This is a genomic window from Crossiella sp. SN42 (genome assembly GCF_023897065.1).
GTDB lineage: Bacteria > Actinomycetota > Actinomycetes > Mycobacteriales > Pseudonocardiaceae > Crossiella.
The window spans coordinates 1-26,220 of record NZ_JAMHIV010000045.1; the positions used below are offsets into that span (position 1 = coordinate 1).

Annotated in this window: 23 protein-coding genes; 4 read left to right on the forward strand and 19 right to left on the reverse strand. The window is 70.9% G+C overall.

What is annotated here, in order from left to right; all coding sequences use genetic code 11:
- Positions 1 to 100 precede the first annotated feature (100 nt).
- The 6 genes from tyrS to M8C13_RS39045 form a co-directional block, all read right to left on the reverse strand.
- Positions 101 to 1,375 (reverse strand): tyrosine--tRNA ligase, encoded by a 1,275-nt coding sequence (gene tyrS, locus M8C13_RS39020; protein ID WP_252485851.1) that lies wholly within the window; start codon positions 1,373 to 1,375, stop codon positions 101 to 103.
- Between the two features lie 22 nt (positions 1,376 to 1,397).
- Positions 1,398 to 2,405: a 2OG-Fe(II) oxygenase gene (locus M8C13_RS39025; RefSeq protein WP_252485852.1), complete on the reverse strand. Its 1,008-nt coding sequence runs from the start codon at positions 2,403 to 2,405 to the stop codon at positions 1,398 to 1,400.
- Positions 2,402 to 3,028, reverse strand: a complete 627-nt coding sequence (locus tag M8C13_RS39030) for an HAD-IA family hydrolase (protein WP_252485853.1) — start codon at positions 3,026 to 3,028, stop codon at positions 2,402 to 2,404. The genes M8C13_RS39025 and M8C13_RS39030 overlap by 4 nt, the downstream gene beginning before the upstream one ends.
- Entirely contained in the window at positions 3,025 to 3,999 is a 975-nt protein-coding gene (locus M8C13_RS39035) for a class I SAM-dependent methyltransferase (protein WP_252485854.1), read from the reverse strand. Before M8C13_RS39035 ends, M8C13_RS39030 begins: the two co-directional genes overlap by 4 nt.
- A gap of 130 nt (positions 4,000 to 4,129) precedes the next feature.
- Positions 4,130 to 5,026 carry a DMT family transporter gene (locus M8C13_RS39040; RefSeq protein ID WP_252485855.1) on the reverse strand — a complete coding sequence of 299 codons (897 nt, stop codon included), beginning with the start codon at positions 5,024 to 5,026 and terminating at the stop codon, positions 4,130 to 4,132.
- Between the two features lie 323 nt (positions 5,027 to 5,349).
- Positions 5,350 to 5,937: a DNA-3-methyladenine glycosylase gene (locus tag M8C13_RS39045; protein ID WP_252485856.1), complete on the reverse strand. Its 588-nt coding sequence runs from the start codon at positions 5,935 to 5,937 to the stop codon at positions 5,350 to 5,352.
- Between the two features lie 93 nt (positions 5,938 to 6,030).
- Between M8C13_RS39045 and M8C13_RS39050 the strand changes: the two genes are divergently transcribed.
- The gene (locus M8C13_RS39050; protein WP_252485857.1) at positions 6,031 to 6,795 is read left to right on the forward strand and encodes a hypothetical protein; all 765 of its coding nucleotides are present in this window, start codon (positions 6,031 to 6,033) and stop codon (positions 6,793 to 6,795) included.
- A 213-nt stretch (positions 6,796 to 7,008) separates the two neighbouring features.
- Here the strand turns inward: M8C13_RS39050 and argH are convergent, their stop codons facing one another.
- Genes argH through argC form a run of 8 tightly spaced genes read right to left on the reverse strand, consistent with a single transcriptional unit; the run spans position 7,009 to position 15,103 of the window.
- Positions 7,009 to 8,427 (reverse strand): argininosuccinate lyase, encoded by a 1,419-nt coding sequence (argH, locus tag M8C13_RS39055; RefSeq protein ID WP_252485858.1) that lies wholly within the window; start codon positions 8,425 to 8,427, stop codon positions 7,009 to 7,011.
- Entirely contained in the window at positions 8,424 to 9,299 is an 876-nt protein-coding gene (locus M8C13_RS39060) for an argininosuccinate synthase domain-containing protein (protein WP_252485859.1), read from the reverse strand. Before M8C13_RS39060 ends, argH begins: the two co-directional genes overlap by 4 nt.
- Positions 9,296 to 9,820, reverse strand: coding sequence for an arginine repressor (locus tag M8C13_RS39065; protein ID WP_252485860.1), 525 nt, complete (start codon positions 9,818 to 9,820; stop codon positions 9,296 to 9,298). The genes M8C13_RS39060 and M8C13_RS39065 overlap by 4 nt, the downstream gene beginning before the upstream one ends.
- A 4-nt stretch (positions 9,821 to 9,824) precedes the next feature.
- Positions 9,825 to 10,754, reverse strand: coding sequence for an ornithine carbamoyltransferase (gene argF, locus M8C13_RS39070; protein WP_252485861.1), 930 nt, complete (start codon positions 10,752 to 10,754; stop codon positions 9,825 to 9,827).
- Complete coding sequence (locus tag M8C13_RS39075) at positions 10,751 to 11,968, reverse strand: acetylornithine transaminase (RefSeq protein WP_252485862.1); 1,218 nt, start codon at positions 11,966 to 11,968, stop codon at positions 10,751 to 10,753. Before M8C13_RS39075 ends, argF begins: the two co-directional genes overlap by 4 nt.
- The gene (gene argB / locus M8C13_RS39080) at positions 11,965 to 12,882 is read right to left on the reverse strand and encodes an acetylglutamate kinase (RefSeq protein WP_252485863.1); all 918 of its coding nucleotides are present in this window, start codon (positions 12,880 to 12,882) and stop codon (positions 11,965 to 11,967) included. The genes M8C13_RS39075 and argB overlap by 4 nt, the downstream gene beginning before the upstream one ends.
- Positions 12,879 to 14,075, reverse strand: a complete 1,197-nt coding sequence (gene argJ, locus M8C13_RS39085; RefSeq protein ID WP_252485864.1) for a bifunctional glutamate N-acetyltransferase/amino-acid acetyltransferase ArgJ — start codon at positions 14,073 to 14,075, stop codon at positions 12,879 to 12,881. The genes argB and argJ overlap by 4 nt, the downstream gene beginning before the upstream one ends.
- Positions 14,072 to 15,103, reverse strand: a complete 1,032-nt coding sequence (gene argC / locus M8C13_RS39090; RefSeq protein ID WP_252485865.1) for an N-acetyl-gamma-glutamyl-phosphate reductase — start codon at positions 15,101 to 15,103, stop codon at positions 14,072 to 14,074. Before argC ends, argJ begins: the two co-directional genes overlap by 4 nt.
- Positions 15,104 to 15,189: 86 nt before the next feature.
- Between argC and M8C13_RS39095 the strand changes: the two genes are divergently transcribed.
- Positions 15,190 to 16,197 (forward strand): phosphotransferase, encoded by a 1,008-nt coding sequence (locus M8C13_RS39095; RefSeq protein ID WP_252485866.1) that lies wholly within the window; start codon positions 15,190 to 15,192, stop codon positions 16,195 to 16,197.
- Between the two features lie 104 nt (positions 16,198 to 16,301).
- On the forward strand, positions 16,302 to 16,826 hold the full coding sequence (locus M8C13_RS39100; RefSeq protein WP_252485867.1) for a DUF4240 domain-containing protein: 525 nt from the start codon (positions 16,302 to 16,304) through the stop codon (positions 16,824 to 16,826).
- Positions 16,827 to 16,871: 45 nt separating this feature from the next.
- Here M8C13_RS39100 and M8C13_RS39105 read toward each other — a convergent pair whose 3' ends face one another.
- The 5 genes from M8C13_RS39105 to pheS all read right to left on the reverse strand — a co-directional run bounded on the left by M8C13_RS39105 (position 16,872) and on the right by pheS (position 24,243).
- Positions 16,872 to 18,116: a histidinol-phosphate transaminase gene (locus M8C13_RS39105; RefSeq protein ID WP_252485868.1), complete on the reverse strand. Its 1,245-nt coding sequence runs from the start codon at positions 18,114 to 18,116 to the stop codon at positions 16,872 to 16,874.
- Between the two features lie 746 nt (positions 18,117 to 18,862).
- Positions 18,863 to 19,525, reverse strand: coding sequence for a DUF3558 family protein (locus tag M8C13_RS39110; protein ID WP_252485869.1), 663 nt, complete (start codon positions 19,523 to 19,525; stop codon positions 18,863 to 18,865).
- Positions 19,522 to 20,511 carry a hypothetical protein gene (locus M8C13_RS39115; protein ID WP_252485870.1) on the reverse strand — a complete coding sequence of 330 codons (990 nt, stop codon included), beginning with the start codon at positions 20,509 to 20,511 and terminating at the stop codon, positions 19,522 to 19,524. The genes M8C13_RS39110 and M8C13_RS39115 overlap by 4 nt, the downstream gene beginning before the upstream one ends.
- 83 nt (positions 20,512 to 20,594) lie before the next feature.
- Entirely contained in the window at positions 20,595 to 23,171 is a 2,577-nt protein-coding gene (gene pheT / locus M8C13_RS39120) for a phenylalanine--tRNA ligase subunit beta (protein WP_252485871.1), read from the reverse strand.
- A gap of 4 nt (positions 23,172 to 23,175) precedes the next feature.
- A complete protein-coding gene (gene pheS / locus M8C13_RS39125; protein ID WP_252485872.1) occupies positions 23,176 to 24,243 on the reverse strand; it encodes a phenylalanine--tRNA ligase subunit alpha in 1,068 nt (355 codons plus the stop codon).
- 173 nt (positions 24,244 to 24,416) lie between these two features.
- Between pheS and M8C13_RS39130 the strand changes: the two genes are divergently transcribed.
- Positions 24,417 to 26,210, forward strand: coding sequence for an HSP90 family protein (locus M8C13_RS39130; protein ID WP_252485873.1), 1,794 nt, complete (start codon positions 24,417 to 24,419; stop codon positions 26,208 to 26,210).
- The last annotated feature ends 10 nt before the right edge of the window (positions 26,211 to 26,220 follow it).

The window sequence follows — 26,220 nt, forward strand, 5'->3', positions numbered from 1 at the left end:
CCGGGCGAATGCGAAGTCAAATCGCCTGGTCAGGCCCACGCACACGCGGGCCAAGGCTGCGAAACCGCTGGTCACGGCCTCGCAGCCCTCGCGTCCCACGCTAATGCAGGACGTCCACTCCCGCAGTGTGACGGCGGCCACGTCGAAGCACAAGCCACCGTCCGTGCAGAAGGGTGTCCGCGGACGGCTGCCACGCCTCGTCGGCGACCTTCTCGTTGTTGACGTAGGCCCCGCCCTCGTTGACCGTGCGGCGGGCCTCTCCCCTGCTCTTGGACAGGCCGGCCGCGACCAGCAGGTCGACGATGGTCGGCGCGTCGGCCAGCTTCACCTGCCCGGTGCCCGCCGAGCTCAGCGCCGCGGTCAGCGTCGGCTCGTCCAGCTCGCGCAGCTCACCCCGGCCGAACAGGGCCTGGCTGGCCGCGACCACCATCCGGGTCTGCTCAGCGCCGTGCACCAGGGTGGTGAACTCCTCGGCCAGCCGCTTCTGCGCGGTGCGCAGGTGCGGGGTGTCCGCGGTGACCTGCTCGATCTGCGCCACCTCGTCCTTGTCCAGGAAGGTGAACATGCGCAGGTAGCGGACCGCGTCGGCGTCGGCCACGTTCACGAAGTACTGGTACCAGGCGTACGGCGAGGTCAGCTCCGGATCCAGCCACACGTTCCCGCCACCGGTGGACTTGCCGAACTTGCGTCCCTCGGAGTCGGTGACCAGCGGCAGCGTCAGCGCGTGCACCGCGGCCCGGTCGACCGAGCGGACCAGGCCGACGCCGCCGACGATGTTGCCCCACTGGTCGGCGCCGCCGATCTGCAGCGAGCAGCCGTGCTTGCGGTGCAGCTGCAGGTAGTCGTGCGACTGGAGCAGCAGGTAGCTGAACTCGGTGTAGGACATGCCGTCGCTCTCCAGGCGGCGCTTCACCGTCTCCCGGCCGAGCATGACGTTCACCGAGAAGTGCTTGCCGACGTCCCGCAGGAACGAGATCGCCGACAGGCCCTCCGTCCAGCTCAGGTTGTTCTCCACCAGCGCGCCGGTCGGCGAGTCGTCGAAGTCGACGAACCGCTCCAGCTGCCCTCTGATCCGCTCGGTCCACTCGGCCACGGTGTCCTCGGTGTTGAGGGACCGCTCGCCGTTGTCACGGGGGTCGCCGATCATGCCCGTGGCCCCGCCGGCCAGCACGATGGGCCGGTGCCCGGCCCGCTGGAAGCGGCGCAGGCCGAGCAGCGGGATCAGGTTGCCCGCGTGCAGGCTCGGCGCGGTGGGGTCGAAGCCGCAATAGAGGGTGAGCGGGCCGGCGTCCAGGTCGCGCCGCAGTGCGTCGATATCGGTGGTCTGCGCGATCAGGCCGCGCCAGGACAGCTCGTCGAGGATGTGCTCACTCACCCCTGCATCTTCCCCCACCAGGTCAAATCGGTTCCCGCTGGCCTGTCTGCGCGGCCGCGGCCAGCGGCACCAGGTTCACCCCCTCCCGGCGGCAGTAGCCCAGCGCGTCCTGCTGGGCGCGCAGCAGCCTGGCGAAGCCGCCCACCGAGGGCAGCAGGCCGTCCTCGGCCGCGACGTGCCAGAACTCGTTGCTGTCGGCAGGCAGCACTGGGCAGAAGAAGGACAGCACGGCGCTGATCCGCTTGCCCGCGGTGACCGGGGTGACCGCGTGCCAGATGTCACTGCCCCGGCTGTACACGGTGTCGCCGAGCTGCTCGAACGGCGCGCGGAAGACCTTCGGGTGCTCGGCCGCCTTGGCGATGACCTCGGCGCGCTCGGCCGCGAAGGAGGCCCTGGTGCCCTGGTAGATCAGCAGGTCGCCGCCGGTGAACTCGGCCGAGTCGGCCAGCTGGATGACGAAGACGTAGGTCATGCCGTCGTAGTGCCACTTGGCGACCTGGGGTCTCGCCTTGCCGCCGACCTCGATGCCCCGGTCGTCGAAGTAGTTCAGGCACACCCCCGCGTTGGTCAGCGGGTGCGGCACCAGCGGCACGCCCGCGATGGCGGAGGCCTTGGCCAGGAACGTCTCGTCGTGGGTCATGTCGCGGATGAACCGGGACATGGAGACCGCGTTGCGCACCCGGTGGCTGACGATGTAGTCGTCGTCCGGGGCGCGGTCGGCCAGCGCCTCGCAGACCGCCCGGAAGGCCGCGGCGCCCTCCCTGGTGAGCAGCCGGTGCGGGGCGGAGTAGGCGGGTCTGTCCTGGAACTCGCCGAGGCGGTCCAGGTGCGCCCGGCCGTAGCCGAAGTCGGTGAGGCTGAGCCGGGTGACGCCGGTTTCCGTTGTGGTGTCGACGAACTCGGGTTGCCAGGCCGGTTCGTGTCGCAGCGGCGCGTGGTTCCACTCGGCGCGGCGCAGTGAGCGGCGGACCCGGCTGAACCCGGTGCGCAGCGCGTCCACCGCGGGTTCGGCGGTCTTGGTCGTGGTCATGTCCTTTCCTCTCCGGTTGTGATCGGTTGCAGTTCGGTCAGGTCGGTGACCCGGGCGCGCAGCTCGCCGGGGTAGTCGACCGCGGCGGGGCCGAGGCCGACGCAGTCCATGCCGGCCGCTCGGGCGGCCTCGAACCCGGCGAGGGCGTCCTCGACGACCAGGCACTCCCCCGGTTCGACGCCCAGCTCGCGGGCGGCGCGCAGGTAGCACTCCGGGTTCGGCTTGCTCAGCAGCACGTCCTCGGCACAGACGAGGACTTCCGGGATGGGCAGGCCCGCCGCGGTGAGCTTGGCCAGGGAGACCTGGCGCAGGCCGGAGGTGACCACCGCCCACGGGGTCTGGCCAAGGCGGGCCAGGAACTCGGCCGCGCCGCGGATCGGCCGGACGGCGCGGCACCTGGCCGCCTCCAGCCCGGTGATCGCGGCGACCTCGGCGGCCTCGTCCAGTTCGGGGGTGAGCAGGCGGACCAGGTCCACGGTGCGCCTGCCGTGCGCGAGCCGGTTGGCCAGCTCCGGCGGGAACCCCCGGCTCATCGACCATTCGGTCAGCGCCTGGCGGATGGCGGGCATGGAGTCCACCAGCACGCCGTCCAGGTCGAGCAGCACCGCGGCGGGGCCGGTCATCGGGTGCTGCCGTCGAGGTGCAGCAGGCAGATCAGCGAGTGCCCGGCGCCGAGTCCGCGTTGCGCGCTGAACTCCACGTCGCGCAGCTGCCTGGCCAGCCGGGTGCGGCTGGCCGCGCTGGCCCACCTGGTGGACTCGACCTCGGCGCAGTGCCAGAGCCGCTCGTTCCAGCGGGTGGCGAAGCCGGTGAAGAAGTTGAGCACCTCCGGTGGCGCCTCCCCGCACGGGTCCTCGATGCGCAGGTCCGGCAGCGCGACCGTGACGTCACCGGCGAACAGGCGGTTGACCAGTTCGCGGTAGGGCGGCAGCGCCGGGTTGAACGCGCCGGTGACGGTGTGCCTGCCGACTCCGATGGAGCGGTCGAAGTACTCCACCCGCACCGGTAGCAGGCCGCCGTGCCGGGTGCCGTCGGCGATGACGGTGGCCAGGTCGGACTGGCCGTAGAAGGACATCTTGGCTTCCGGGGCCGGTTCGCCGCCCTGGAAGAAGGTCATCGCGTAGGTCCAGCGGTCGAAGTCCCAGTAGGGCTCCCATTCCATGGAGTACCGGCCGAGCACGTCCAGCACCACGACCGAGCGGGTCCGGTGGCGGCGCACCGTGGCGGTGATGTCGGCCAGCACCGCGGTCAGCTCCTCGCGGGTGAGGTGGGAGTAGGGCACGCCGCTGGCGAGGTAGAGCTGGGTCGGCCGGTCCGGGACGCCGTCGCGGATGTCGGCCATGGCGAACTCGACGCGGGGGCGGTCGCGGTGCAGGTCCCTGGCGACCTCGACCATGTCCGGGTCCAGGTCCAGGCCGAGGTAGTCGATGACCGGTGGGCGGCGGTGGTGGTTGAGCGCGCCCTCCAGCAGGTGCAGCGCGTCGCCGGTGCCGCTGCCGACGTCGACGACGCTGAGCCGGTTGCCGGTGCTGGTCGCTTCGGCGGCGGACCGGAAAAGGGACTTCGAGAAGCGTTCCTCCCATTCCCGTTTCACCGGGTCACGGCGGGACGGGGAGAGGTAATGGGCTTTGGCCGCCGCGTAAGACGGGTTTTTGGACAGGGTCGACTGTTTCCGCTGAGCCTCAGACATGGTTGTCCTTGTCGCCGGAAATAGGTTCGATTTTTTAGTTGCGCGTGACGGCCCGCTCGCTGGATTGGGACCAGTGGGTGAGCCAGACGGAGACGATGCAGATGAGCACGCCGGTGATGGCTAGCGCGGTGACGGTTTCGCCGAACATCAGGAATGCCCAGAGCATGGTTGTCGGCGGGGTGAGGTAGATCAGGCTGGTCATCCGGGCCACGCTGGTGCGGCGCAGGCCGAGCCAGTAGAAGCCGTAGCCGCCGAAGGTGGAGAAGACGATGAACCAGCCGACAGCCAGCCAGAACCCCTCGGCGGCCGGCGGGGCAGCGACGCCGGTGCCCAGGCTGAGCAGGGTGAACAGGGCGGCGCTGACCAGGCATTGCACGGTGAGCGCGTTGGCCAGGCTGGTTTCCGCGCCTGCCTTGCGCTCGACCAGGGTGGCGGCGACCAGTCCGGCCATGCCGAGGAAGGGCAGGCCGTAGGCCCACCAGGGGGTGTTCTCGTTGAGGCCGAGGTCGGCGCCCACGACCAGGGCCACGCCGGCCAGGCCGACCGCGAGGCCGGTCCACTGGCTGGCCACTACCCGTTCGCCCAGCACCGGACCGGCCAGGGCGGCCGAGGCGATGGGTTGCAGGGCGGCGATCAGTGCGACGGTGCCCGCGGCCACGCCCAGTTCGACCGCCTTGACCGTGCCGATCAGGTAGACGCCCTGGCCGAGCAGGCCGACCAGTGCCTGGACGGCGAGCTCGCGCGGGGTCAGGCGGAGTGCGCGCCGGGCCAGCTGGATGGCGAGGAGAATCGCGGCGGCGAGGAGGAACCGCCACATCAGCAAGGTGTAGGTGCCGGATTCCTGGGTACCGAGCTTGGCCCCGATGAATCCGGAACTCCACATCAGCACGAAGCCAATGCTGATCAGGGTGTTGGCACCGGTGAAACGCACAAGAATTCCCCCCAGAGGACCCGCTTCTGCCGCCGTTCTCACGGTAGCGAGCAATCGAAATCCCGGCAAGGGAATGCGTCCCGGTACTCTACCGAGGGTAGTTGGGGAGGCGGTCGCGTTACCCCTGGTCAGCTAGCCAGTTTGGTATCTGTTGCGAGCGTGACCTCTGTTTTGTCACTCTGCGTGTGCGGCGTTACGCCGTCTTCGCGGGCGGGTGGGCTGGTTGTGGGTATTCGTCGCATGACAAATGAATCTTGCGCGGTGAATTGACATCCCATGTTTGGTTTGGTGCGCGATCTGCGGGGTAAAAAGAAGGGTTTGGGTTATCTTTTCTTGCCGCCGCGGCGGTATGCGCTGACGGTGGGATTACCGGCGAGCCAGAACCGCCACGGGAGGTCCATGGCCACCGCGATGCCCACTCGCGGGCCCGCTTCGACCTCGGACTCCGGGACCTCGGTGGCCGGGGTCAGGCGCACCGGGGAGGTCGCGGAGAGCAGGTCGGCGCCGTTGTGCTCGCGGGTGATGCCGAGCGCGGTGCACAGTTTGGCGGGGCCGCGGGCGAGGTCGGCTTCGGTCTTGGCGGCAGGGCGGTTCGCGCGGGCCAGGTCCAGGCCGTCGGTGATCTCGGCGGCGCGCAGCAGGACGGCTCCCGGGTCGCCGTCGGTGAGGCAGACGACGTTGGCGCAGAAGTGCATTCCGTAGACGAAGTAGACGTAGAGGTGGCCGGGCGGGCCGAACATGACCTCGTTGCGCGGAGTCTTGCCGCGGTAGCTGTGCGAGGCCGGATCCTTTGCGCCCCAGTAGGCCTCGACCTCGGTGATGCGGGCGGTGACGCCGTTGGCGGTGAGGTGGCAGCCGAGCAGGCGGCGGGCGGTGAGGATGGGGTCGGCGGAGAGGTCGAGGGTGGTCATCGGGGGTGATGGTAGGGGGTAATAGGGTCGGCGGGACGACGAGCGGGGGGAGCTGTCGTGGGGCGGCTTTGGGTGGATTCGCGGTGGCTTCTGTTGGGGTTCATCGGGATCGTTGTTTTGCTGGCGCAGCAGGTGCGGAGTCCGCTGGAGCGGCCTCGGTTCACGTTGAGTTCGGAGTTCGGGCCTGGGCCGACGCTGCTGGAGAGCGCGTTGGAGGCGGCTGGGGAGCTTCGCGTGCTCATGCCGGTCGGGTTTGGTGATCCGGGGCCGGAGCATCTGCTTTGGCTGGTCGCGGTGCCGGTGGTGTATGCGGTGGTGGCGTACGCGTTGCTGGAGCGGGCGAGTTTGCTGCTGGTTCTCGCGCATTGCGGGGCGTTTGTGGCGGTGGTCGCGGTGTTGAGCGCGGGGGTTCAGCTGTCGGGGTCGTGGGAGCCGGTTGCGCGCTGGGTGGTTCTTGGGGTTGCGGTGGGGCTGGTGGCGGTGGGTGGCTATCGGGTGTGGCGGCGAGGGGGTGGGCTGTCGTGGTGGTGCTATCCGTTGGTGCTCGGGTGTTGTTTGGTGCTGCGGTGGCTGGGGGTTGCCGCTGGGCCGCATGTGGTGGTGTTCGGGGTTGTGGGGGTCGTCGCTTGTGCTACCCGGAGTGGGTGGTTGTGGGCGGTGGGGGTGGTGTTTGTGATTTTTTCTTGGGGGGTGGATCGGGTTTATATGGGGATGGTTGTGGAGGCTTGGCGGCGGCCTGGGGTGGTTGATTTTCAGGGGGTTCGGGATTTTGCGGATCTGTTGGTTTTGCTGGCGCCGGTTTTGGTGGGGGTTGTTTTCTGGCGGTTGGGGCGGCCGCGTGGTCGGTGGATTGTGTGATTTGGTTTGGGGCCCCTAGGCCATCCCGGATTGGGCTGACGGGGCAGGCGGTGAGGCCTGCCCAATCGCTGGGCTAGCTTATGGGATGGCCTCCCCCCAAACAAAATCACACAATCCACCGCTCGCTTAGGTAGTGAAAACGCGGGCGACTTGTTGTCGCCCGCGTTCTCGTTTCGCGTCCGCTTTTGGTGGCGGTTCCGCTTTTGTTGCGGTTTAGAGCTTTGCCCAGTCCCGTGCCTCGGTCAGGGCGCCCAGGAGGCGTTGGTGTTGTTCGGCTACTCGTACGGGGGCGGTGCCGCCGTGGGCGTCGCGGGAGGCGATGGAGCCTTCGACTGTGAGGACCTCGCGGACCTGGGGGGTCAGGGCTGGGTTGATGGCCGCCAGCTCTTCGTCGGTGAGGTCTTCCAGGCCGACGTTGCGGGTTTCGGCGGCTTGGACGCAGGCGCCTGCTGCTTCGTGGGCCACGCGGAAGGGGACTCCCTGGCGGACCAGCCATTCGGCGATGTCGGTGGCCAGGGTGAAGCCTGCGGGGGCCAGGGCGGCCAGGCGGGCGGTGTCGAATGTGAGGGTGGCCATCATGCCGGTCATGGCTGGGAGCAGGAGCTCCAGCTGCGTTACCGAGTCGAAGAGGGGCTCCTTGTCCTCTTGCAGGTCTCGGTTGTAGGCGAGGGGCTGCGCCTTGAGGGTGGCGAGGAGGCCGGAGAGGTTGCCGATGAGGCGGCCGGACTTGCCGCGCATTAGTTCGGCGACGTCCGGGTTTTTCTTTTGCGGCATGATCGAGCTGCCGGTGGCCCAGGCGTCGTTGAGCTTGGCGTAGCCGAACTCGGCGGTGGTCCAGATGATGACCTCTTCGGCGATGCGGGAGAGGTTGACGCCGAGCATGGCCACCACGAAGGCGAACTCGGCGGCGAAGTCCCGGCTGGCTACGCCGTCGATGGAGTTCTCGACTGGCGCGTCGAAGCCGAGGTCCGCCGCGACCGCCGCTGGGTCCAGGCCCAGGGAGGAGCCTGCCAGGGCGCCGGAGCCGTAGGGGGAGATCGCGGTGCGCTTGTCCCAGTCGCGGAGGCGGGAGACGTCGCGGAGCAGGGACTGGGCGTGCGCCAGCAGGTGGTGGGCCAGCAGGACCGGTTGGGCGTGCTGGAGGTGGGTGCGGCCGGGCATGACGGCGGTGGGGTGCTGAGCCGCCTGGTTGGCCAGGGCCTCGACCACGTCCAGGGTGCCCGCGGCCACCCGGCGGGCGGCGTCGCGCAGCCACATGCGGAACAGGGTGGCGATCTGGTCGTTGCGGGAGCGGCCGGCGCGGAGCTTGCCGCCCAGGTCGGTGCCCGCGCGGTCCAGCAGGCCGCGTTCCAGTGCGGTGTGCACGTCCTCGTCGGAGGGGGCCGGGGTGAACGCGCCGGAGACCACGTCGGCCTCCAGGGTGTCCAGGGCGGCCAGCATCGCGGGTAGCTCGGTGTCGCTGAGCAGGCCCGCGCGGTGCAGCACCCTGGCGTGAGCCCTGGAGCCGGCGATGTCGTAGCGGGCCAGCTGCCAGTCGAAGTGCGTGGAGACACTCAGCGCGGCCATCGCCTCGGCCGGTCCGGAGGCGAACCGGCCACCCCACAGCGGGGTGGCTTCCTTCATCTCGCTCATACTCCCTGCTTCTCGAAGTCCCACAACTGGGCTTGGTCGATCACCGCGCGGCCGCCGTGCAGCACCAGCCGGACCTCGCCGCTGACCTGTTCCTGGGTGCCCAGCACAAAATCGTCCAGGGCGTCCTTGAGCGGGGAGGACCAGCGGCCGTCCTGCACCAGCTCGGTCCAGCGCCGCTCCACCTCCCGCTTGAACTCGGCCAGGTCGGGCTCCAGCACCGCGTGCTCCAGCGCCTGGTGCGCGGTGATCAGAGTGGTCGCGCCGGGGGCCTGGTGGATCCGGCCGACGCCGTGCGCGCCCGCCCGGCGGTTGAGCTCCTGGATGGCCTGCAGCACGGTGACGGTCTCGCCGTCGATGGCCACCGGCACACCCTGGTCGAAGGTGAGGGTCAGTTCGTCGGGGTCCCTCGGCCCGGTCTGGCTGGGGATGCGGGCCGGGCGGCGGTGCCAGATGCTCTGCTCGGCCTGGGTTGTGGGGTGCTCGGGCCAGGTGATGACCTCGAGGTCCGGGGCGAGGGCGGCGATCTCGGTGGTGAAGGCCGGGTCCGCGCGGTGGAGCGCGATGGTGCTCGCGTTGTGCTGCCGGGCCGCGGTCACCAGGTGCCTGGCCAGCAGCGGGCGGGACAGGACAGGGGTGAGCGCGTTGGCCAGCAGCGCGGGCAGGCAGTAGTGCTGGGCCAGCTCCTCGCGCGCGTCGATAGCCACCGCGGCCACCGCGCCCGCGGCCAGCGCCTGCTCCCTGGTGGCGGCCAGGTGCACGCCGCCCTGGCCCAGGTCGACGGCGACCGCGACCACCTCGGACCCGGTGAGCCCGTTGATGACCGCCGGGAGGTCCAGCTCCGGCGCGCAGGCCAGCACCACCCGCCTGGTCATGGGACTTCCCCCTGGTAGTGGGCGTGCGCGGTGCCGCCTGCCATCTCGGTGAAGCGGGCGGCCAGCTGCGCGCCGGTGAGCGGCTCCCTGGCCACGATCAGCAGGGTGTCGTCACCGGCGATGGTGCCGACCACGTCGTTGAGCGCGGCCCGGTCGATCGCGCTGGCCAGGAACTGGGCGGCGCCGGGCGGGGTGCGCAGCACGGCGAGGTTGCCGGAGGCGTCGGTGGAGACCAGCAGTTCGCCGAGCACCTTGACCAGCCGGGAGGTGCCGCCCTCGACGCCGCGCACCGGGCTGCCGTCCTCGGGGATGACGTACACCGGCGCGCCACCGTCCGCGCCGCGCAGCTTGACCGCGCCCAGCTCGTCCAGGTCCCTGGACAGCGTGGCCTGGGTGGCCTCGATGCCCTCGACCGCGAGGAGCTTGACCAGCTCGGTCTGACTGCGGATGGCGCGCTCGCGCACGAGCTCGGCGATCCTGGCCTGTCGGGCGACCCTGGTGGCCGCGGTGCTCTGCGTCATGTGTTCAGCCCGTCTGCTCCAGCAACCAGACCAGCAGCGCCTTCTGCGCGTGCAGGCGGTTCTCCGCCTCGTCCCACACCGCGCTGGCCGGTCCGTCGATGACCTCGTCGGTGACCTCCCAGCCGCGGTGCGCCGGCAGGCAGTGCAGCACGATGCTGTCCACCCCGGTGCGCGCCAGCAGGGAGTCGTTGACCTGGTAGGGCCGGAACGGGCCGACCCGGTCCTTGCCGTCGTTCTCCTGGCCCATCGAGGTCCAGGTGTCGGTGACCAGCACCTCCGCGCCGTCCACGGCCGCGTCCACCTCGGAGACCAGCGACACCGAGCCGCCGGTCTCGGCGGCCCGCTGCTTGGCCGAGTCCAGGATCCAGGGCAGCGGGTGGAACCGGTTCGGCGAGGCGATCCGCACGTGCATGCCCGCGGTGGCGCCGCCGACCAGCAGCGAGTGCGCCATGTTGTTCGCGCCGTCGCCGAGGTAGGTCAGGGTCAGCCCGGCCAGCCTGCCGAAGCGCTCCCGGATGGTCTGCAGGTCGGCCAGCACCTGGCAGGGGTGGAACTCGTCGGTGAGCGCGTTGATCACCGGCACGCTCGCCGAGGAGGCCATCGCCTCGATCCGGGCGTGCGCGAAGGTCCGCCACACCACCACGTCCACGTAGCGGGAGAGCACCCGGGAGGTGTCCTCGATGGTCTCCTCGCGGCCCAGCTGCATGGTGCGGCCGTCCACCACCACCGCGTGCCCGCCGAGCTGGGCGATGCCCACCTCGAAGGAGAGCCTGGTGCGGGTGGAGTTCTTCTCGAAGATCACCGCGGCGGTCTTCGGGCCGGCCATCGCCTTGTTGGACAACGGATCGGCCTTGAGCGCGTCGGCCAGGTCGAGCAGGTGCCGCTGCTCGTCGGGGGTCAGGTCGTCATCACGCAGGAAGTGGCGCAGGGTCATCTGGTCTCCTCCACAGCGGCGTCCAGCAGGGCGGGCAGGGCGGTGACGAACTCGTGCGCGTCGGCCTCGGTCAGCACCAGCGGCGGGGCCAGCCGGATCGCGTCCGGCTGCACGTTGTTGACCAGGAACCCGGCGTCGCGGGCGGCCGTGGCCACCGCGGCCGACACCGGCTGGTTGAGCAGGATCGCCTGCAACAAGCCAGCGCCGCGGACGCCGCGGACCAGCGGGTGGTGCAGGTCCTCGATGCCGGTGGCCAGCTCCTTGCCGAGCGCGCCCGCGTGCTCGACCAGGCCCTCGGCGGCGATGGTGCGCAGCACGGCCAAGCCGGCCGCGCAGCAGACCGGGTTGCCGCCGAAGGTGGTGCCGTGCAGGCCGGGCTTGAGCAGGCCGGCCGCCTCGCCGAAGGCCAGGCAGGCGCCCAGCGGCAGGCCGCCGCCGAGGCCCTTGGCCAGGGTGACCACGTCCGGGGTGATGCCTGCCTGCTGGAAGGCGAACCAGCTGCCGGTGCGGCCGAGGCCGGTCTGCACCTCGTCCAGCACCAGCAGCGCGCCGTGCCTGCTGGTGATCTCCCGCGCGGCCTGGAGGTAGCCCTCCGGCGGCACCCGCACGCCCTGCTCGCCCTGGATCGGCTCCAGGAACACCGCGGCGGTCTGGTCGTCCACAGTGGACTCCAGCGCGGCGGTGTCGCCGTAGGGCACGTGCACCACGCCGGGCGGCATGGGCGCGAACGGCTCCCGCTTGGCCGGCTGGCCGGTGAGCGCGAGCGCGCCCATGGTGCGGCCGTGGAAGCCGCCCTCGGTGGCGACCACCTTGGTGCGCCCGGTCAACCGGCTGATCTTGAACGCGGCCTCGTTGGCCTCGGCGCCGGAGTTGCAGAACAGCACCCGGCCCTGCTCGGCGATGCCGGTCAGGTTGAGCAGCAGCTCGGCCAGCTCCAGGGTGGGCTCGGCCAGGTAGAAGTTGGAGACGTGGCCGAGGGTGGCGACCTGGGTGCTGACCGCTTCCACGATGGCCGGGTGGGCGTGGCCGAGCGCGTTGACCGCGATCCCGCTGAGCAGGTCGAGGTAGCGGTTGCCGTCGGCGTCCCAGACGTGCGTGCCCTCGCCGCGGACCAGGGCCAGCGCCGGGGTGCCGTAGTTGTCCATGAAGCTGGCCTGCCACCGGCGCTGACCGTCCACATTGGACGCGAGGTGGCTGGTGCGGTTGTCGGTCATGGCTGTGCTTCCCCCGGGATCACCATGGTGCCGATGCCGGAGGAGGTGAAGACCTCCAGCAGCACGGAATGGGCCAGTCGGCCGTCGATCACGTGTGCCGCCGGGACACCGCCGCGCACCGCGCGCAGGCAGGCCTCCATCTTGGGCACCATGCCGCTGGCCAGCTCGGGCAGCATGCCCTCCAGCTGGTCCGCGCCGATCTGCGCGATCAGCGAGGAGCGGTCCGGCCAGCGGGCGTAGAGGCCCTCCACGTCGGTGAGCACGACCAGCTTGGCCGCCTCCAGCGCGACCGCCAGCGCGGCGGCCGCGGTGTCGGCGTTGACGTTGTGCGTCACGCCGTCGGTGTCCGGGGCGACCGTGGAGACCACCGGGATCCGGCCGGCGGCCACGATGTCGAGCACCGCGTCCGGGTTGACCGAGACCACGTCGCCGACCAGGCCGAGGTCCACGTGCTCGCCGTCGATGACGGTGCCCCGGCGCTCGGCGGTGAACAGCTGGGCGTCCTCGCCGGAGATGCCGACCGCGTACGGGCCGTGCGCGTTGATCAGGCCGACCAGCTCGCGGCTGACCTGGCCGGTGAGCACCATGCGCACCACGTCCATGGTCTCCGGGCTGGTCACCCGCAGGCCGCCGCGGAACTCGCCCTCGATGCCGAGCCGGTTGAGCATGGCCGAGATCTGCGGGCCGCCGCCGTGCACCACGACCGGGCGCAGGCCGCACAGCCGCAGGAACACCATGTCCTCGGCGAAGGCCTTCTTCAGCTGCTCGTCGATCATGGCGTTGCCGCCGTACTTGATCACGACCAGCGCGCCGTGGAAGCGCTGCAGCCAGGGCAGCGCCTCGACGAGGACTTCGGCCTTCTCCGCGGCGGCCGCGCTGCGGTCCTGGGCCAGGGAGGTGGGGATCGTGGTCATGAGGAGTACGCCGAGTTCTCTTCGACGTAGGCGTGCGAGAGGTCCGTGGTGTACACGGTGGCCTTGCCCGCGCCGGCGCCGAGCTTGATCCGCACGTCGATGTCGGTGCCGGAGAGGTCGGCCAGCGACCGGTCGTCCCCGCGCATCCCGTTGCGGCACACGGTGATCCCGTTCACCGTGATGTCCAGTTCGGACTGGTCCATGGTGACCCCGCTGCGGCCGACCGCCATCGCGATCCGGCCCCAGTTGGGGTCGGAGCCGAACAGCGCGGTCTTGACCAGGTTGTCCTCGGCGACCACCCGCGCGGTCTGCTTGGCCTGCCCGTCGTCGACCGCGCCGGTCACGGTGACCTCGACGAACTTGGTCGCGCCCTCGGCGTCGCGCTGGAGCTGGCGGGTGAGGCTGCGGGCCACCTCGGTGAGCACCGCGGTGAACTCGGCCAGGTCGGGCGCGTGCCCGGAGGCGCCGGAGGACAGCAGCAGCAGGGTGTCGTTGGTGGAGGTGCCGCCGTCGACGTCCAGGCTGTTGAAGGTGACGTCCACGGCCGCGCGCAGCGCCTTGTCCAGCGCGTCGGCCTCGACCACCGCGTCGGTGGTGATGACCGCGAGCATGGTGGCCATGTCGGGCGCGCACATGCCCGCGCCCTTGGCGAAGCCGCCGACGCTCCACCCGTCGGGGTGGGTCAGCGCGGCCTGCTTGGGCTTGGAGTCGGTGGTCATCACCGCGGTGGCGGCGGCCAGGCTGGCCTCGGGTCCCCGGCCGAGCGCGGCGTGCACCGCGTCCACGCCCGGGATGATCTTGTCCATGGGCAGGCGCTCGCCGATCAGGCCGGTGGAGCAGACACCGACCTCGACCGCGCCGACGCCGAGCACCTCGGCCACCTTCTCCGCGGTGGCGTGGCTGTCCTGGAAGCCCTCGGGGCCGGTGCACGCGTTCGCGCCACCGGAGTTCAGCACGACCGCGCGCAGCCGGCGCTGCTTGAGCACCTCCTGCGACCAGAGCACGGGCGCTGCCTTGACCTGGTTGGTGGTGAACACGCCCGCGGCGACATCAGCGGGGCCGTCGTTCACCACCAGGGTCAGGTCCGGGTTGCCGTTGGTCTTCACGCCAACGTGCAGTCCGGCGGCTCGGAACCCAGCGGGTGTGGTCACACCCGCGGAGATATCCGGGACAAGATCCTCGGAAGAGGTCACGGTGCTACTCCCACGGTTGACAGGCCGGTGGTTTCCGGCAGGCCCAGAGCGAGGTTCATGCACTGCACCGCGGCGCCCGCGGTGCCCTTGGTCAGGTTGTCCACGGCGGCCACCGCGACCAGCCGCTGGGTGTCGGCGTCCACGGTGACCTGCAGGTGCACCGCGTTCGCGCCGAGGGTGGCCGCGGTGACCGGCCACTGGCCCTCGGGCAGCAGGTGGATGAAGGGTTCGGCGTCGTAGGCCTTGGCGTAGGTCTCGCGGACCTGCTCGGCGGTGACGCCCTCGGCCAGCGGGGCGGTGCAGGTGGCCAGGATGCCGCGGGCCATCGGGACCAGCACCGGGGTGAAGGAGACCGCGACCGGCTCCCCCGCGATGGCGGCGAGGTTCTGGCTGATCTCCGGGGTGTGCCGGTGCGCGCCGCCGACGCCGTAGGCGCTGGCCGAGCCCATCACCTCGGAGCCGAGCAGGTGCGCCTTGGGCGCCTTGCCCGCGCCGGAGGTGCCGGAGGCGGCGACCACCACGACGTCCGGTTTGGCCAGCCCGGCGGCGAAGGCCGGGGCCAGCGCGACCGAGGCCGCCGTCGGATAACAACCCGGAACCGCGATGCGGGTGGCGCCGCGCAGGCGCTCCCGGTGGCCCGGCAGCTCGGGCAGGCCATAGGGCCAAGTCCCGGCAAACTCGGTTCCGTACCACCGTCGCCAAGCGGTCGAATCGGTGAGACGAAAGTCCGCGCCGCAGTCGATGACCACGGTCTGCCGTTCGTCGACTCCATTGGCCACCTCCGCCGAATGACCGTGCGGTAGAGCCAAAAACAGCACGTCATGGCCCCGCAACTGGTCTAGCGTGGTGTCGGCCAGAACACGATCGGCCAGTGGCACCAGGTGGGGATGATGAATCCCCAAACGGGTACCCGCACTACTGCTGGCAGTAAGTGCACCGATCTCGACCTGGGGGTGTGCGAGCAACAGACGGAGGATTTCTCCGCCCGCGTAGCCGCTGGCACCAGCGACAGCTACCCGAACCGTCATGCGAATAAGTATGCACTGCTCCGCAAGGTCATGCTAGTTGAGATAGGGCACGTTGAAGGAGGTTGTCTTTGCGCGGGCTGGAGGCTATGGCGGTCGCCGCCGTGTTCGACCTCGGTCGGCCACTGGGGCCGCTGACACCCGTTGCCGGTGGTCACAGCCACCGGATGTGGCGGCTGGACACCGAACTGGGGTCCTATGCCGTCAAGGAGATGAACCGACTCGACGCGCCCGAGTGGCTGCCGTGGCTGCGCGCCGCGTGGCGGTTCGAGCGGGCCGCGTGGGCGGCAGGCGTGCGGATGCCGGAGCCGGTCATCGCACCAGGTGGCGATGTGGTCACCGAGGTGCCGGTAGCGGACGGACCTGCGGCGACGGTGCGGGTGCACCGCTGGGTGGTGGCCGAGCCGACCTCCCAGCCGGTGCTGCCCGAGGTGGGCCGCTGGGCCGGGGAGACCATGGCCGAGCTGCACCGCCTGGCCATGCCGCCGCAGCCGCGCTGGGCCTTCCCCACCGGTTCCGGCGGACAGGCAGAACTGTGGCCATTACTGGTGGAACAGGCCAAGGTGGCGCACGCGCCGTGGACCGAGGACCTGGCCGGGCTCAGCGCCACGGTCAAGGAGATCTACCGGCTGGTCACGGTGGAGGCCCCGCGCGGGCTGCCCGAGGTGATCGGGCACGCGGACCTGCGCGCGAAGAACATCCTGGTCGCCGCGGACGGACCGGTGCTGGTGGACTGGGACGTGGCCTGCGCCAGGGTGCCGCGCGAGGAGCTGGCGGGCTGCGCGCTGTCCCTGGCCGGGTGGAACCGGCCGCAGGGGATGGTGGAGGCCACCGCGCGGGCGGTGATCGACGGCTACCGGCGCAACCACGGCGACTTCGACGAGCCGCTGACCGCGGTGGACGCGGCCGGGGACCTGGGCGTGGAGGTGGACTGGGTGGCCTCGGTGGCCAGGCGCGCGCTGGGCGACGGCGCGCACGGCCCCGATGACGTGGCCCGATGCCGGGAGATCCTGCCCGGACTGATCGCCGCGCTGCCGAACAAGCTGGCCTCGGCCCAGCAACTGGCCCGGCTGAGCACGCAAAGACTCTGCTGGTAGCGCAAATTTGCGCCTCCGGGAGCAAATTTGTAGCGCGTTGCTGCATGTTGCTGCCGATGCGTGCGCGGACCGCGTTACCGCACGTACCGTGCATTGGGAGGCGGGTGCGGAAGGGCGGGCACGTGCTGGAGTTCTGGACGGTGGTCGCTTCGGCGGCGGCCACAGTGGACGCTCGGCTGGCCGAGCTGCGAGCACGACTCGCGGCCCGCGGCGCCGAGGAGCTGGCGGCGTTCCACCGGGAGCTGGTGGCGACGCACCGGCGGGCCTATAGGTGGGAGCTGTGGGCCGCTTTTGACCTGGTCCGCGGTGGACTGTCCGATCAGGAGTTCACCGCGGCCCGCAACTGGCTGATCCTGCAGGGCCGGGCCGCCTTCGACCGCGCGGTCGCCGACCCGGACACCCTGGCCGAGCTGTTCCCGGACGACCCGGATGACCTGTGCGCCGCGGGTGAGCTGAGCACGCTGGCGGTGGAGTTGCTGATCGAGCGCGGTGCGGGCGGGCTGGCCGAGTCGCTGGAGTCGCCGGAGCTGTTCGAGGACCCGGCCGGCGACCAGGTGACCGGGGGCCTCGAACAGCTCCGGACCCACTTTCCGCGCATCGCCAAACGCTATGAGGGCAGCGCGATCTAGGCTGCCCGGAGCTCGCGACCAGGGCCGCCGAGCGCGACCGGCCGGTCAAGCCGAGCGCGGCCTGCCCAGCGGCGGCCGGGACACACCCACCGTGGGGGCGTCCAGGTCCACCACCACCTCCCCCGTCGGCCGGGTGCGGGGCTCGGGCGGGACGGGCGCCGGGATCCGGGGCTCGGAGGGCAGCTCGCCGGTGCGGCTGCGGGCGTACCCGCGCAGTCCCTCCACCAGTCTGTCCACATCGGACTCCGGCCGGACCACCAGGCGGAGGAAGTCGCTGGTCATGCCGAGCTTGTTGCCGCACTCCCGGACGAACACCCCGTGCTTGGCCAGCAGGTAGTCCCGCAGCTCCGCGCCGTGCACCCCGCTGGGCAGCTTGACCAGCAGGAAGTTGGCCTGCGAGGAGAAGATGGTCAGCTCGGGAAACCGGCCGAGCGAAGCGGTCATCAGGAACCGGTCCCGCGCCAGCAGCCGCAGGCTGTCCCGGTACTCCTCCTGGTGCTCGGCCAGCATGAAGATCACCGCCTCGGCGAGCGAGTTGAGGTTCCACATCGGCAGCGCGCCGCCGATCCGCTTGACCAGCGCGGGATTGGCCACCAGGTAGCCGAACCGGATGCCGTGCAGGCCGAAGTTCTTGCCCAGGCTCTTCAGCACCACCACGTTGGGCCGGATCATCGCCTCCCTGGCCACCGAGGCGTCCTTCTCCACCTCCACGAAGTCGATGAAGGACTCGTCCACCACCACCAGGTCCAGGTGCGCCAGCTCATCCAGGAACCGGACCACCTCCCGCCGGGGCAGGTAGCCGCCGTCGGGATTGTTCGGGTTGCAGAGCACCGCGACCCGGGAACCACGGGCGGCGATGAAGCGGAGATAAGCGTCCACGTCCAAGGCAAATTTGTCCGCCTCGTGCAACAGGAACATGTCCACCCGCTTGCCGGTCTCCAACGGCTGGTCCGTCCACCGCCCGAAGGTCGGGATCGGCACCGCCAGACTTTCCGTGACCAGCAACCGGTCGATCCAGGTGATCAGCTCGGTGGACCCGTTGGCCATGGTCATGGTCGCCGGGTTCAACCCGAGCACCCTGGACAGCTGAGCGGTGATCGTGGCGGCGTCACTGGGATAGAACCGCAGGATCCGCTCCAGGTTGTCCGCCAGCTCGTCGAACATGCGCGGAGTCGGGAAGTACGGGTTGCACGGAATGCAGAAGTCAACCAGCTCGCGCGCGCCCATGCTCCGCTGCAACGCGAAGTACGACGGGCTGTGCGCGCCCTGTCTCAACAGTCCCGTGTCCATGCCATGCCGCACATCAAGCTCCCTTCGCCGTCACGGATAACACGTGCGGACGGCAACCGGGGTTCACCACTCCAGCCCAGCTGAACCACAGTGGAGCGGCGGCCGTTAGCAGTCGGGCTTTAGACCCAAGAGGTCCTCTCGTCTTCTCCGTACGGCCTGGAGACTGCTGACCGCGCCTCCCCGCCCGGCCCCTGCAACCTGCCGCCGCCCTAGCTTCGCAACGTGACGGGGGCCGGGTGGGGAGGTGTGGTTTGCTGTCGGAAGGTCGTGCGGAGAAGACGAGAGGGACTCGAACACGCTGGGTCTTGAGTCGGCAACACAAACCCCGCCCCGCAACCTGCTCAACCGGGTGTTGATCTGCCCCACCCCTCCGGGGGTCTGCCCGTCCGGCGAGGACATTCTTTTGGTTTTTTAAAAGCGAAAAGAGTGTCCTCGCCGGACGGGCAGACCATCAAAGCAGGGGGGGAGGATCAAAGGCGGCGAGATGAGTTGCAGACCAGTGCCAGTTTGTGTTGGCGCGCTTTCAGCAGCGTGGGTGGTTCCGCGGGGTCTGGGTGGTTCTGCTTCGACGGCCTTCCAAAACCAAACCAGCCCTGTCAAGCGCCCCGGTGCCAGCCTCCGGTGCGGTTGGCGGGGTTGGTGGGGCGCTTGACAGGGCTGGTGTGTTTTTTCCAGGCCGTCGAAGCAGAACCACCCAGACCGGCCGCTCCGTTTGCGATCAAAAGCGAAGAGCCGCAAGCCTTTCGCTACGGGACCTTCGCGGCCAGTTTCTCTGCCAGGGCCTTCGCGATGGGGCAGGGGTCCAACCCGGGGAACCGTCCATTGCGGACGTCCACTCCCCCGCCGCCCTTGGCGAACTTCATCGCTACCAGGCAGATCGGGTCCTTGAGGGAGCCGATGGTGTCCGGGACGACCGCGGCGGGTTTGCCGCCCAGGGTGGTTTTCTCGCCGCCGAACTTGGCTGGGTCGATGGTGGCGCCCCAGACCACACTGACCCGGAAGTACGGGCTCTTGGTGATGGGGGCGGCCGTGGTGGGCGCGCCGGGGCTGGGGATGACCACGCTGATGGTCTCGTCGTTGTAGAACATGCAGCCGGTCTCGATGGCGTCGTCCTTCTTCAGCACCATCAGCTTCGGCGGGCGGGCCTTCGGGTCGCGCTGGGGTTCGGGGATGTCGTTCCAGCCCAGGACGGTGCACGGGTCGAAGGGGGCGCCGGCGGCCTGCCAGTCCTTGGGCGGGTCTTGCAGGCCCAGGCGGATCGGCTGGCGTTTGACCTTCTCGCCGGAGGGTGGGGTGACGCCCGCGTCGGCGGCGCTGGGGCCTCCGGCGGGGGTGGGGGTGCCGGGGATGGACTGGGTGCAGGCGGTCAGCACGGCCAGGGCGGCGAGCAGGGGCAGGAGCTTCTTCATGACAGGGCCGCCTTGGTGACGAGTTTGGCCGCGGTCTCGGTCTGCTGGCAGTCGGGGCCGGTCACCCGGATCACCGGGACCTCCTCGTTGAGGCCGGGGATGGAGAGCTCCTCGGCCTGCACGTTGATCTGGCACTCGTCCTTCTTCTGCTGCACGCTGCCCGGCCTGCCCTCGACCTGGATCGGCTTGTACTGCCCCGGCGTGCGCTGGACCGCGGCCACCGGGTCGTCGGCGAGCAGGAAGCGGACGTCGAAGCCGCCGCTGCCGGTCTTGGTGCGCACCGGCAACCGCACCACGCAGGAGTACGGGTTGGCCGCCTGGAGCTGGGGCTTCTCGCCGCCCTGGGGAAGGAGCTTGGCCAGCTCCTCGTGGGTGGCGCAGGGGTCCTTGGCCGCCAGGGCGATCGCCGGTTCGGTGGCGCCTTCGCCGCGCAGGGGCGGGTTCGACCAGATCGGCGCGAGGGTGGCCAGGTAGTCCTTGCCGAGCTCGCAGGCCGGCTTCGGCGGCTGCTTGTTCTGCGTGCCGCCGTGGAAGGAGATGCGCAGGGTGATCGCGGACTGCTTGCTGGTCGGGTAGTACCAGCTACACACGCTCGCGTCCCTGGAGTCGCTGAGGAAGGTCTTGCCGCCGATCTCGGTCTTCGGCTCGTCCTGCGGGAAGAACGACGCGCCCACGAAGGTGGTCACCGAGAAGGTGCCCAGGTCAGGGAGCTTCACCCGGGCCACGCACTGGTCGAAGGTCTCCGGTTCCAGCAGCTCGAACTCGCCGCCGAAGACCTTCTTGACCGCCTCCGGATCGTGCAGGGCACAGGTGTCCCAGGTGCGGTACACCGTGTTCTCCGCCAGCCGCTGCCGCATGCTCTGGTCCATGGAGACCGGACCGGTCTGCGCGGGGGTGGTGGGTTTGGTCGCCGTTGGCGTGGGGCTGGGCCCGGTGCAACCGGAGACCAAGAGCCCCACCAGGATCAGGCCGATAACGCTGCGCACGGGGAGAAACTAGTCCACATCGGACAGCGCCGTGCGGTGAACCGCCCGGGTGGGCCGCCGCGGCAGCCCACCCGGGGTCCGGCTCAGGCGCGCAGCGTCGCGCCGTGGCGCTCGGTGGCGACCGCGATCGCCGCGTCGCGGGCCGCGGTGGCCTCCTCGACGGTCAGCGTGCGGTCCGCGGCGCGCAGGCGCAGCGAGAAGGCCAGCGAACGCTTGCCCTCGCCGAGCTGCTCGCCGGTGTAGACGTCGAACAGGCGGACGTCCTCCAGCAGGTCGCCGCCGCCGTCGCGGACCGCGTCGGTGACCTTGGCCGCGGGCACCGACTCGTCCACCACCAGCGCCAGGTCCAGCAGGACCGGCGGGTAGGGCGAGATCACCGGCGCGGGGCGGGAGCTGACCACCGGCAGGGCGTCCAGGTCCAGCTCCAGCGCACAGGCGCGCTTGGGCAGGCCCAGGGCCTCCACGACCTTGGGGTGCAGCTCGCCCGCGTGGCCGACCGGGATGCCGCCGACGCGGAACTCGGCGCAGCGGCCGGGGTGCCACGGCGGCTGGCTGCCCGCCACGACCTCCAGCTCGACCCCGGCGGCGTGGCCGATGGCGCGCACGGCCTCCACCGCGTCCGCCCAGCTCGCCTCGCGGCCCTTGCCCCACCAGCCCGCGCGCTCGCGGGAGCCGGTGAGCACCGCGGCCACGTGCACCGGCTGGTTCGGGATCGCCGCGTTCAGCCGGGCCAGGTCCTCATCGGACGGACGGCCCGCGACGCCGACCTCCGGCATCGGGACCTGCTCGGCGCGCGGCAGCACCACCTGGCCGATGCCGTAGACCGCGAGCTCCTTGACACCGCGGGAGATGTTGCGCTGCACCGCTTCCAGCACACCCGCCAGCAGCGTGGTGGCCAGCTCCGGCTTGTCCGCCTCCAGCGGGTTGAGCAGCTTGACCGAGCGGCGGCGCACATCGTCCTCGGCCAGCCCCAGCGCGTCCCACATGGCGGGGCCGGTGAACGGGCTCGGGATGATCTCCACGAACCCGGCCGCGGCCAGCGCGCGGGAGACCGTGCGGCGGCGGCGCTGCGCCTGGGTCAGGCCGCGACCGGCAGGCACGGCGGGCAGCGTGGTGGGGATGGTGTGGTACCCCTCCAGCCGCAGCACCTCCTCCACCAGGTCGGCCTGCTGGTTGAGGTCGTTGCGCCAGGTCGGCGGGTAGGCCACCACCACGGCGGTGCCGTCGTCGGCCGAGCCGATCTCGATCCGGCAGCCGATCTGGGTGAGCCGGTGCGCGGTGACCCCGCGCGCGTAGTTCACCCCGGCCACCCGGTCCGGCAGCGCCAGCGGCATGGTGATCGGCTCGGGCAGCACCGGGCTGCCCACGTCGGTGCGGCCGCGGTGGATCTGGGCGTCGCCGTAGCGGGCCAGCAGCTGGGCGGCGCGCTCGGCGGCCACCGCGGGCAGCGCCGGGTCCACGAACCGCTCGAACCGCTTGGAGGCCTCACTCGGCAGCTTGTGCCGCCGGACGCCGCGGGCGATGGAGGCGGGCTCGAAGTTGGCCGCCTCGATCACCACGTCGGAGGTGCTGTCCCTGACTTCGGTGCTGGCCCCGCCCATCACCCCGGCCAGGCCGATCGGCCCGGACTCGTCGGTGATCAGCAGGTCGTCGGTGCTCAGCGTGCGCTCGACGTCGTCGAGGGTGGTGAGCTTCTCCCCCTCGTTGGCCCGCCGCACCGTGATGCCGCCCTTGAGCGCGGCGGCGTCGTAGGCGTGCAGCGGCTGGCCCATCTCCAGCATCACGTAGTTGGTGACGTCCACCGCGAGCGAGATCGGCCGGATGCCGCACAGCATCAGCGTGCGGCGCATCCACCACGGGGTCGGCGCGGTCGGGTCCAGGCCGGTGACCCGGCGGGCGACGAAGCGGCGGCAGCCGGCGCGGTCCTCGATGTGCACCGGCCAGCACTCGCCGTCGGCCTCCGGCGGCTCGTTGCCGGCCGGGTCGCCGTAGGGCACGTCGAAGGCGTTGGCGATCTCGCGGGCCAGGCCGCGCACGGACAGCGCGTAGCCGCGGTCCGGGGTGACCGCCAGCTCGATCACCGCGTCGTGCAAGCCGAGCACGGTGACCGCGTCGTCGCCGGGGCTGGCCGAACCGGGCGGCAGCACCAGGATGCCCGCGTGGTCCTCGCCGATGCCCAGCTCCTTGACCGAGCAGATCATGCCGTTGCTGACCCGGCCGTAGGTCTTGCGCGCGGCGATCTTGAAGTCGCCGGGCAGCACCGCGCCGGGCAGCGCGACCACCACGAGGTCGCCCTCGCGGAAGTTGCTGGCCCCGCAGACGATGCCGGTCGGCTCGCTCAGCGCGGCGGCCACCGCGGCCTGCTCGGCCGCTTCCTCGGCCACCTCGGCCGGGGCCTCCTCGGCCGCGGCGGTGGCGGCCGCGCCGACCACGCCGGGGCCGGTGATCTCGACCTTGCAGTAGCGGATCGGCTTCTTGAACTCGGTCAGTTCCTCGATCTCGGCCACGCGGCCGATGACCAGCGGTCCGGTCACGGTGGCGAGGGGGTGGACGTCCTCCACCTCCAGCCCGACCCGGACGAACGCGTCGGCCAGCTGCTGCGGCGTGGTCCCCTCTGGCAGTTCGAGGTGCTGGGACAGCCAGGACACCGGGATACGCACGGGCTCAGGACTCCGTTCCGAAGGGCAGGGTGAAGCGGACATCGCCGTCGGCCATGTCCCGCAGGTCGGAGATGCCGTTGCGGAACTGGAGCGTGCGCTCGAGGCCCATACCGAAGGCGAAGCCGGAGTAGACGTCGGGGTCGATGCCTGCCGCGCGCAGCACGTTCGGGTTGACCATGCCGCAGCCGCCCCACTCGACCCAGCCGGGCCCGCCCTTCTTCTGCGGGAACCAGACGTCGACCTCGGCGCCGGGCTCGACGAACGGGAAGTAGGAGGGCCGCAGCCGCACCGTGGACTCCTCGCCGATGATGGCGCGGGCGAAGGCGTCCAGGGTGCCCTTGAGGTGGCCCATGGTGATGCCCTTGTCCACCACCAGGCCCTCGACCTGGTGGAAGGCGGCCAGGTGGGTCGCGTCCGGCTCGTCGGTGCGGTACACCCGGCCGGGGCTGATCACGTACACCGGCAGCTCACGGTCGAGCAGCGTGCGCAGCTGCACCGGGGAGGTGTGCGTGCGCAGCACCAGCCCGGAGTCGGCGGGCCCGACGTAGAAGGTGTCCTGCATGGTGCGGGCCGGGTGGTCCTTGAGGAAGTTCAGCGCGTCGAAGTTGAACCACTCGGACTCGACCTCGGGGCCCTCGGCGAGCTCGTAGCCCATGGCCACGAACACGTCGGCCACGTACTCGGCCAGCGTGGTGATCGGGTGCCGGGCGCCGGGCGCGACCCGGTCCCACGGCAGCGTGACGTCGACGGTCTCCTCCCGCAGCACCCGCTCGTCGCGCTCGCGCAGCAGCTGCTCGCGGCGCTCGTCGAAGGCGGTCTGGATCGAGGTGCGGGCCTCGTTGACCCGCTTGCCTGCCTCGGCCTTGGCGGCGGGGGGCAGCGCGCCGATCTCGCGGCGCGCGGTCAGCAACGGGGAGCGCTCACCTAGGTGCGCAGGCTTCGCCGCCGCCAGTGCCTCCAGGTCGCCGGCCTCGGCAAAAGCCTTCTCGGCCTGCACGACGGCAGCGGCGAGGGTCTCCGGCGCGAGGGCGGCGACCCCCTTCGGGTCATAGGGGTCGTTGGCTGCGGACATGGGTGAAGAACAGCTCCTAGAGTCTGTACTGGTTAGCAGGGCGATCCTAGGCGATGGCCGGATACGGGGCGCACTCATATCGCGCAACGCGTAACATCCGAGGGCCTTGACGCGCTGATTCGAGTGCGAGAGCCAGACTGACCTCGCTCCAGCCGATCTCCCTGAGGGCCATCTTGACGCACACCTTCGGTGTCGACCTGCGCGGCGTCATCGACCTGCTGAGCCACCACCTCTACCGCAGTCCCCGCGTCTACCTGCGGGAACTGTTGCAGAACTCGGTGGACGCGACCACCGCCCGCGCCGAGCTCGGCCACGCCTTCACCCCGTCGGTGCACGTCGAGCCCGCGGTTGACGGCGGCGTGCTCCGGATCACCGACAACGGCATCGGGCTGACCGCCGAGGAGGTGCACAGCCTGCTGGCCACCCTCGGGCGCACCTCCAAGCGCGATGAGCTGGGCTTTGTCCGCACCGGGCTGCTCGGCCAGTTCGGGGTGGGGCTTTTGTCCTGTTTCATGGTGGCCAGGCGGATCCGGGTGGTCTCCCGCTCGGCCCGCGGCGGCGAGCAGGTGGTGTGGACGGCCGAGGCCAGCGGGGACTACCGGGTGGAGACGGTGGCCGAGCCGACCATCGGCATCGGCACCGTGCTGGAGCTGGAGCCCGCGCCGGATGCCGCGCACTGGCTGGACGGGCACCTGGTCAGGGCGCTGGCCAGGGAGTTCGGCGAGCTGCTGCCGGTGCCGGTGACCGTGGCCGGGGCGCCGGGTGACGGCCGGATCAGCCGGCCGGAGCTGCCCTGGGTGCCGATGCCGGGCGAGACCGCGACCGAGCACCGGGAACGGCTGCTGGATTACTGCGGACAAACTCTGGGATTCACCCCGTTCGATGTACTGCCGCTGGACGTGCCCGCCGCCGGGCTCACCGGCGCGGCCTTCGTGCTGCCCGCGGGCACCCATCCGGGCGTACGGCAAGCCCATCGGGTGTACCTGCGGCGGATGCTGGTCGGTGACGGGGTGGAAGGGCTGCTGCCGGAGTGGGCCTACTTCGTGCGCTGCGTGGTCAACACCACCGCGCTGCGGCCCACCGCCAGCCGGGAGGCGCTCTACGAGGACGAGACGCTGCTGGCGGTGCGCGAGGCGCTGGGCAGGCAGCTGCGGGACTGGGTGATCCGGCTGGGCGCCACCGAGCCCGCGCGGGCCGGCGCGCTGCTCTCGGCGCACCAGCTGGGCATCAAGGCCATGGCGCTCACCGACGACGACCTGCTTCGCTTGGTGGAGCGCTGGTTGCCGTTCGAGACCACCGAGGGGGTGGTGAGCCTGCGCCAGTTCCGCCGCAAGTACGGCACCGTGCTGTTCACCCCGGACGTGGACGAGTTCCGCCAGCTCGCCGCGGTGGCCGAGGCGCAGGGGCTGGGCCTGGTCAACGCGGGCTACGCCTACGACACCGACCTGATGCGCCGCCTGGTGCAGACCGAGGGCAGCGCCGCGGCCCGCCGGGTGCTGCCCAGCGAGCTGCTGGCCAGCCTGGGCGCGCCCGACCCCGAGGTCGAGCAGGAGCTGCTGGCCGCGGTGGAGCGCGCGGACGCGGTGCTGGCCAGGCACGACTGCGAGCCGGTGCTGTGCGACTTCGACCCGATCTCGCTGCCCGCGCTGCTGATCACCGACCCGGAGCTGAGCCGGGAGGCCGACACCGAGCAGCTGCGCGCCGAGGCCGATCCGCTGTGGGCCGACCTGCTGGGCCAGCTCTCCGGCACGGCCTCCGGCGCCACCCACCGGCTGGTGCTCAACTGCCGCAACCCGCTGGTGCGGCGGATCGGCACGGTGGGCCCCGACCTGGCCAGGCTGGCGATCGAGTCGTTGTACGTGCACGCGCTGCTCCAGTCGCGGCGGCCGTTGCGGCCCAAGGACACCGCGGCGCTGAACCGGTCCTTCCTGGACCTGCTGGACCGAGCGGTGCACAGCGACAACTGAGGGGACTGGG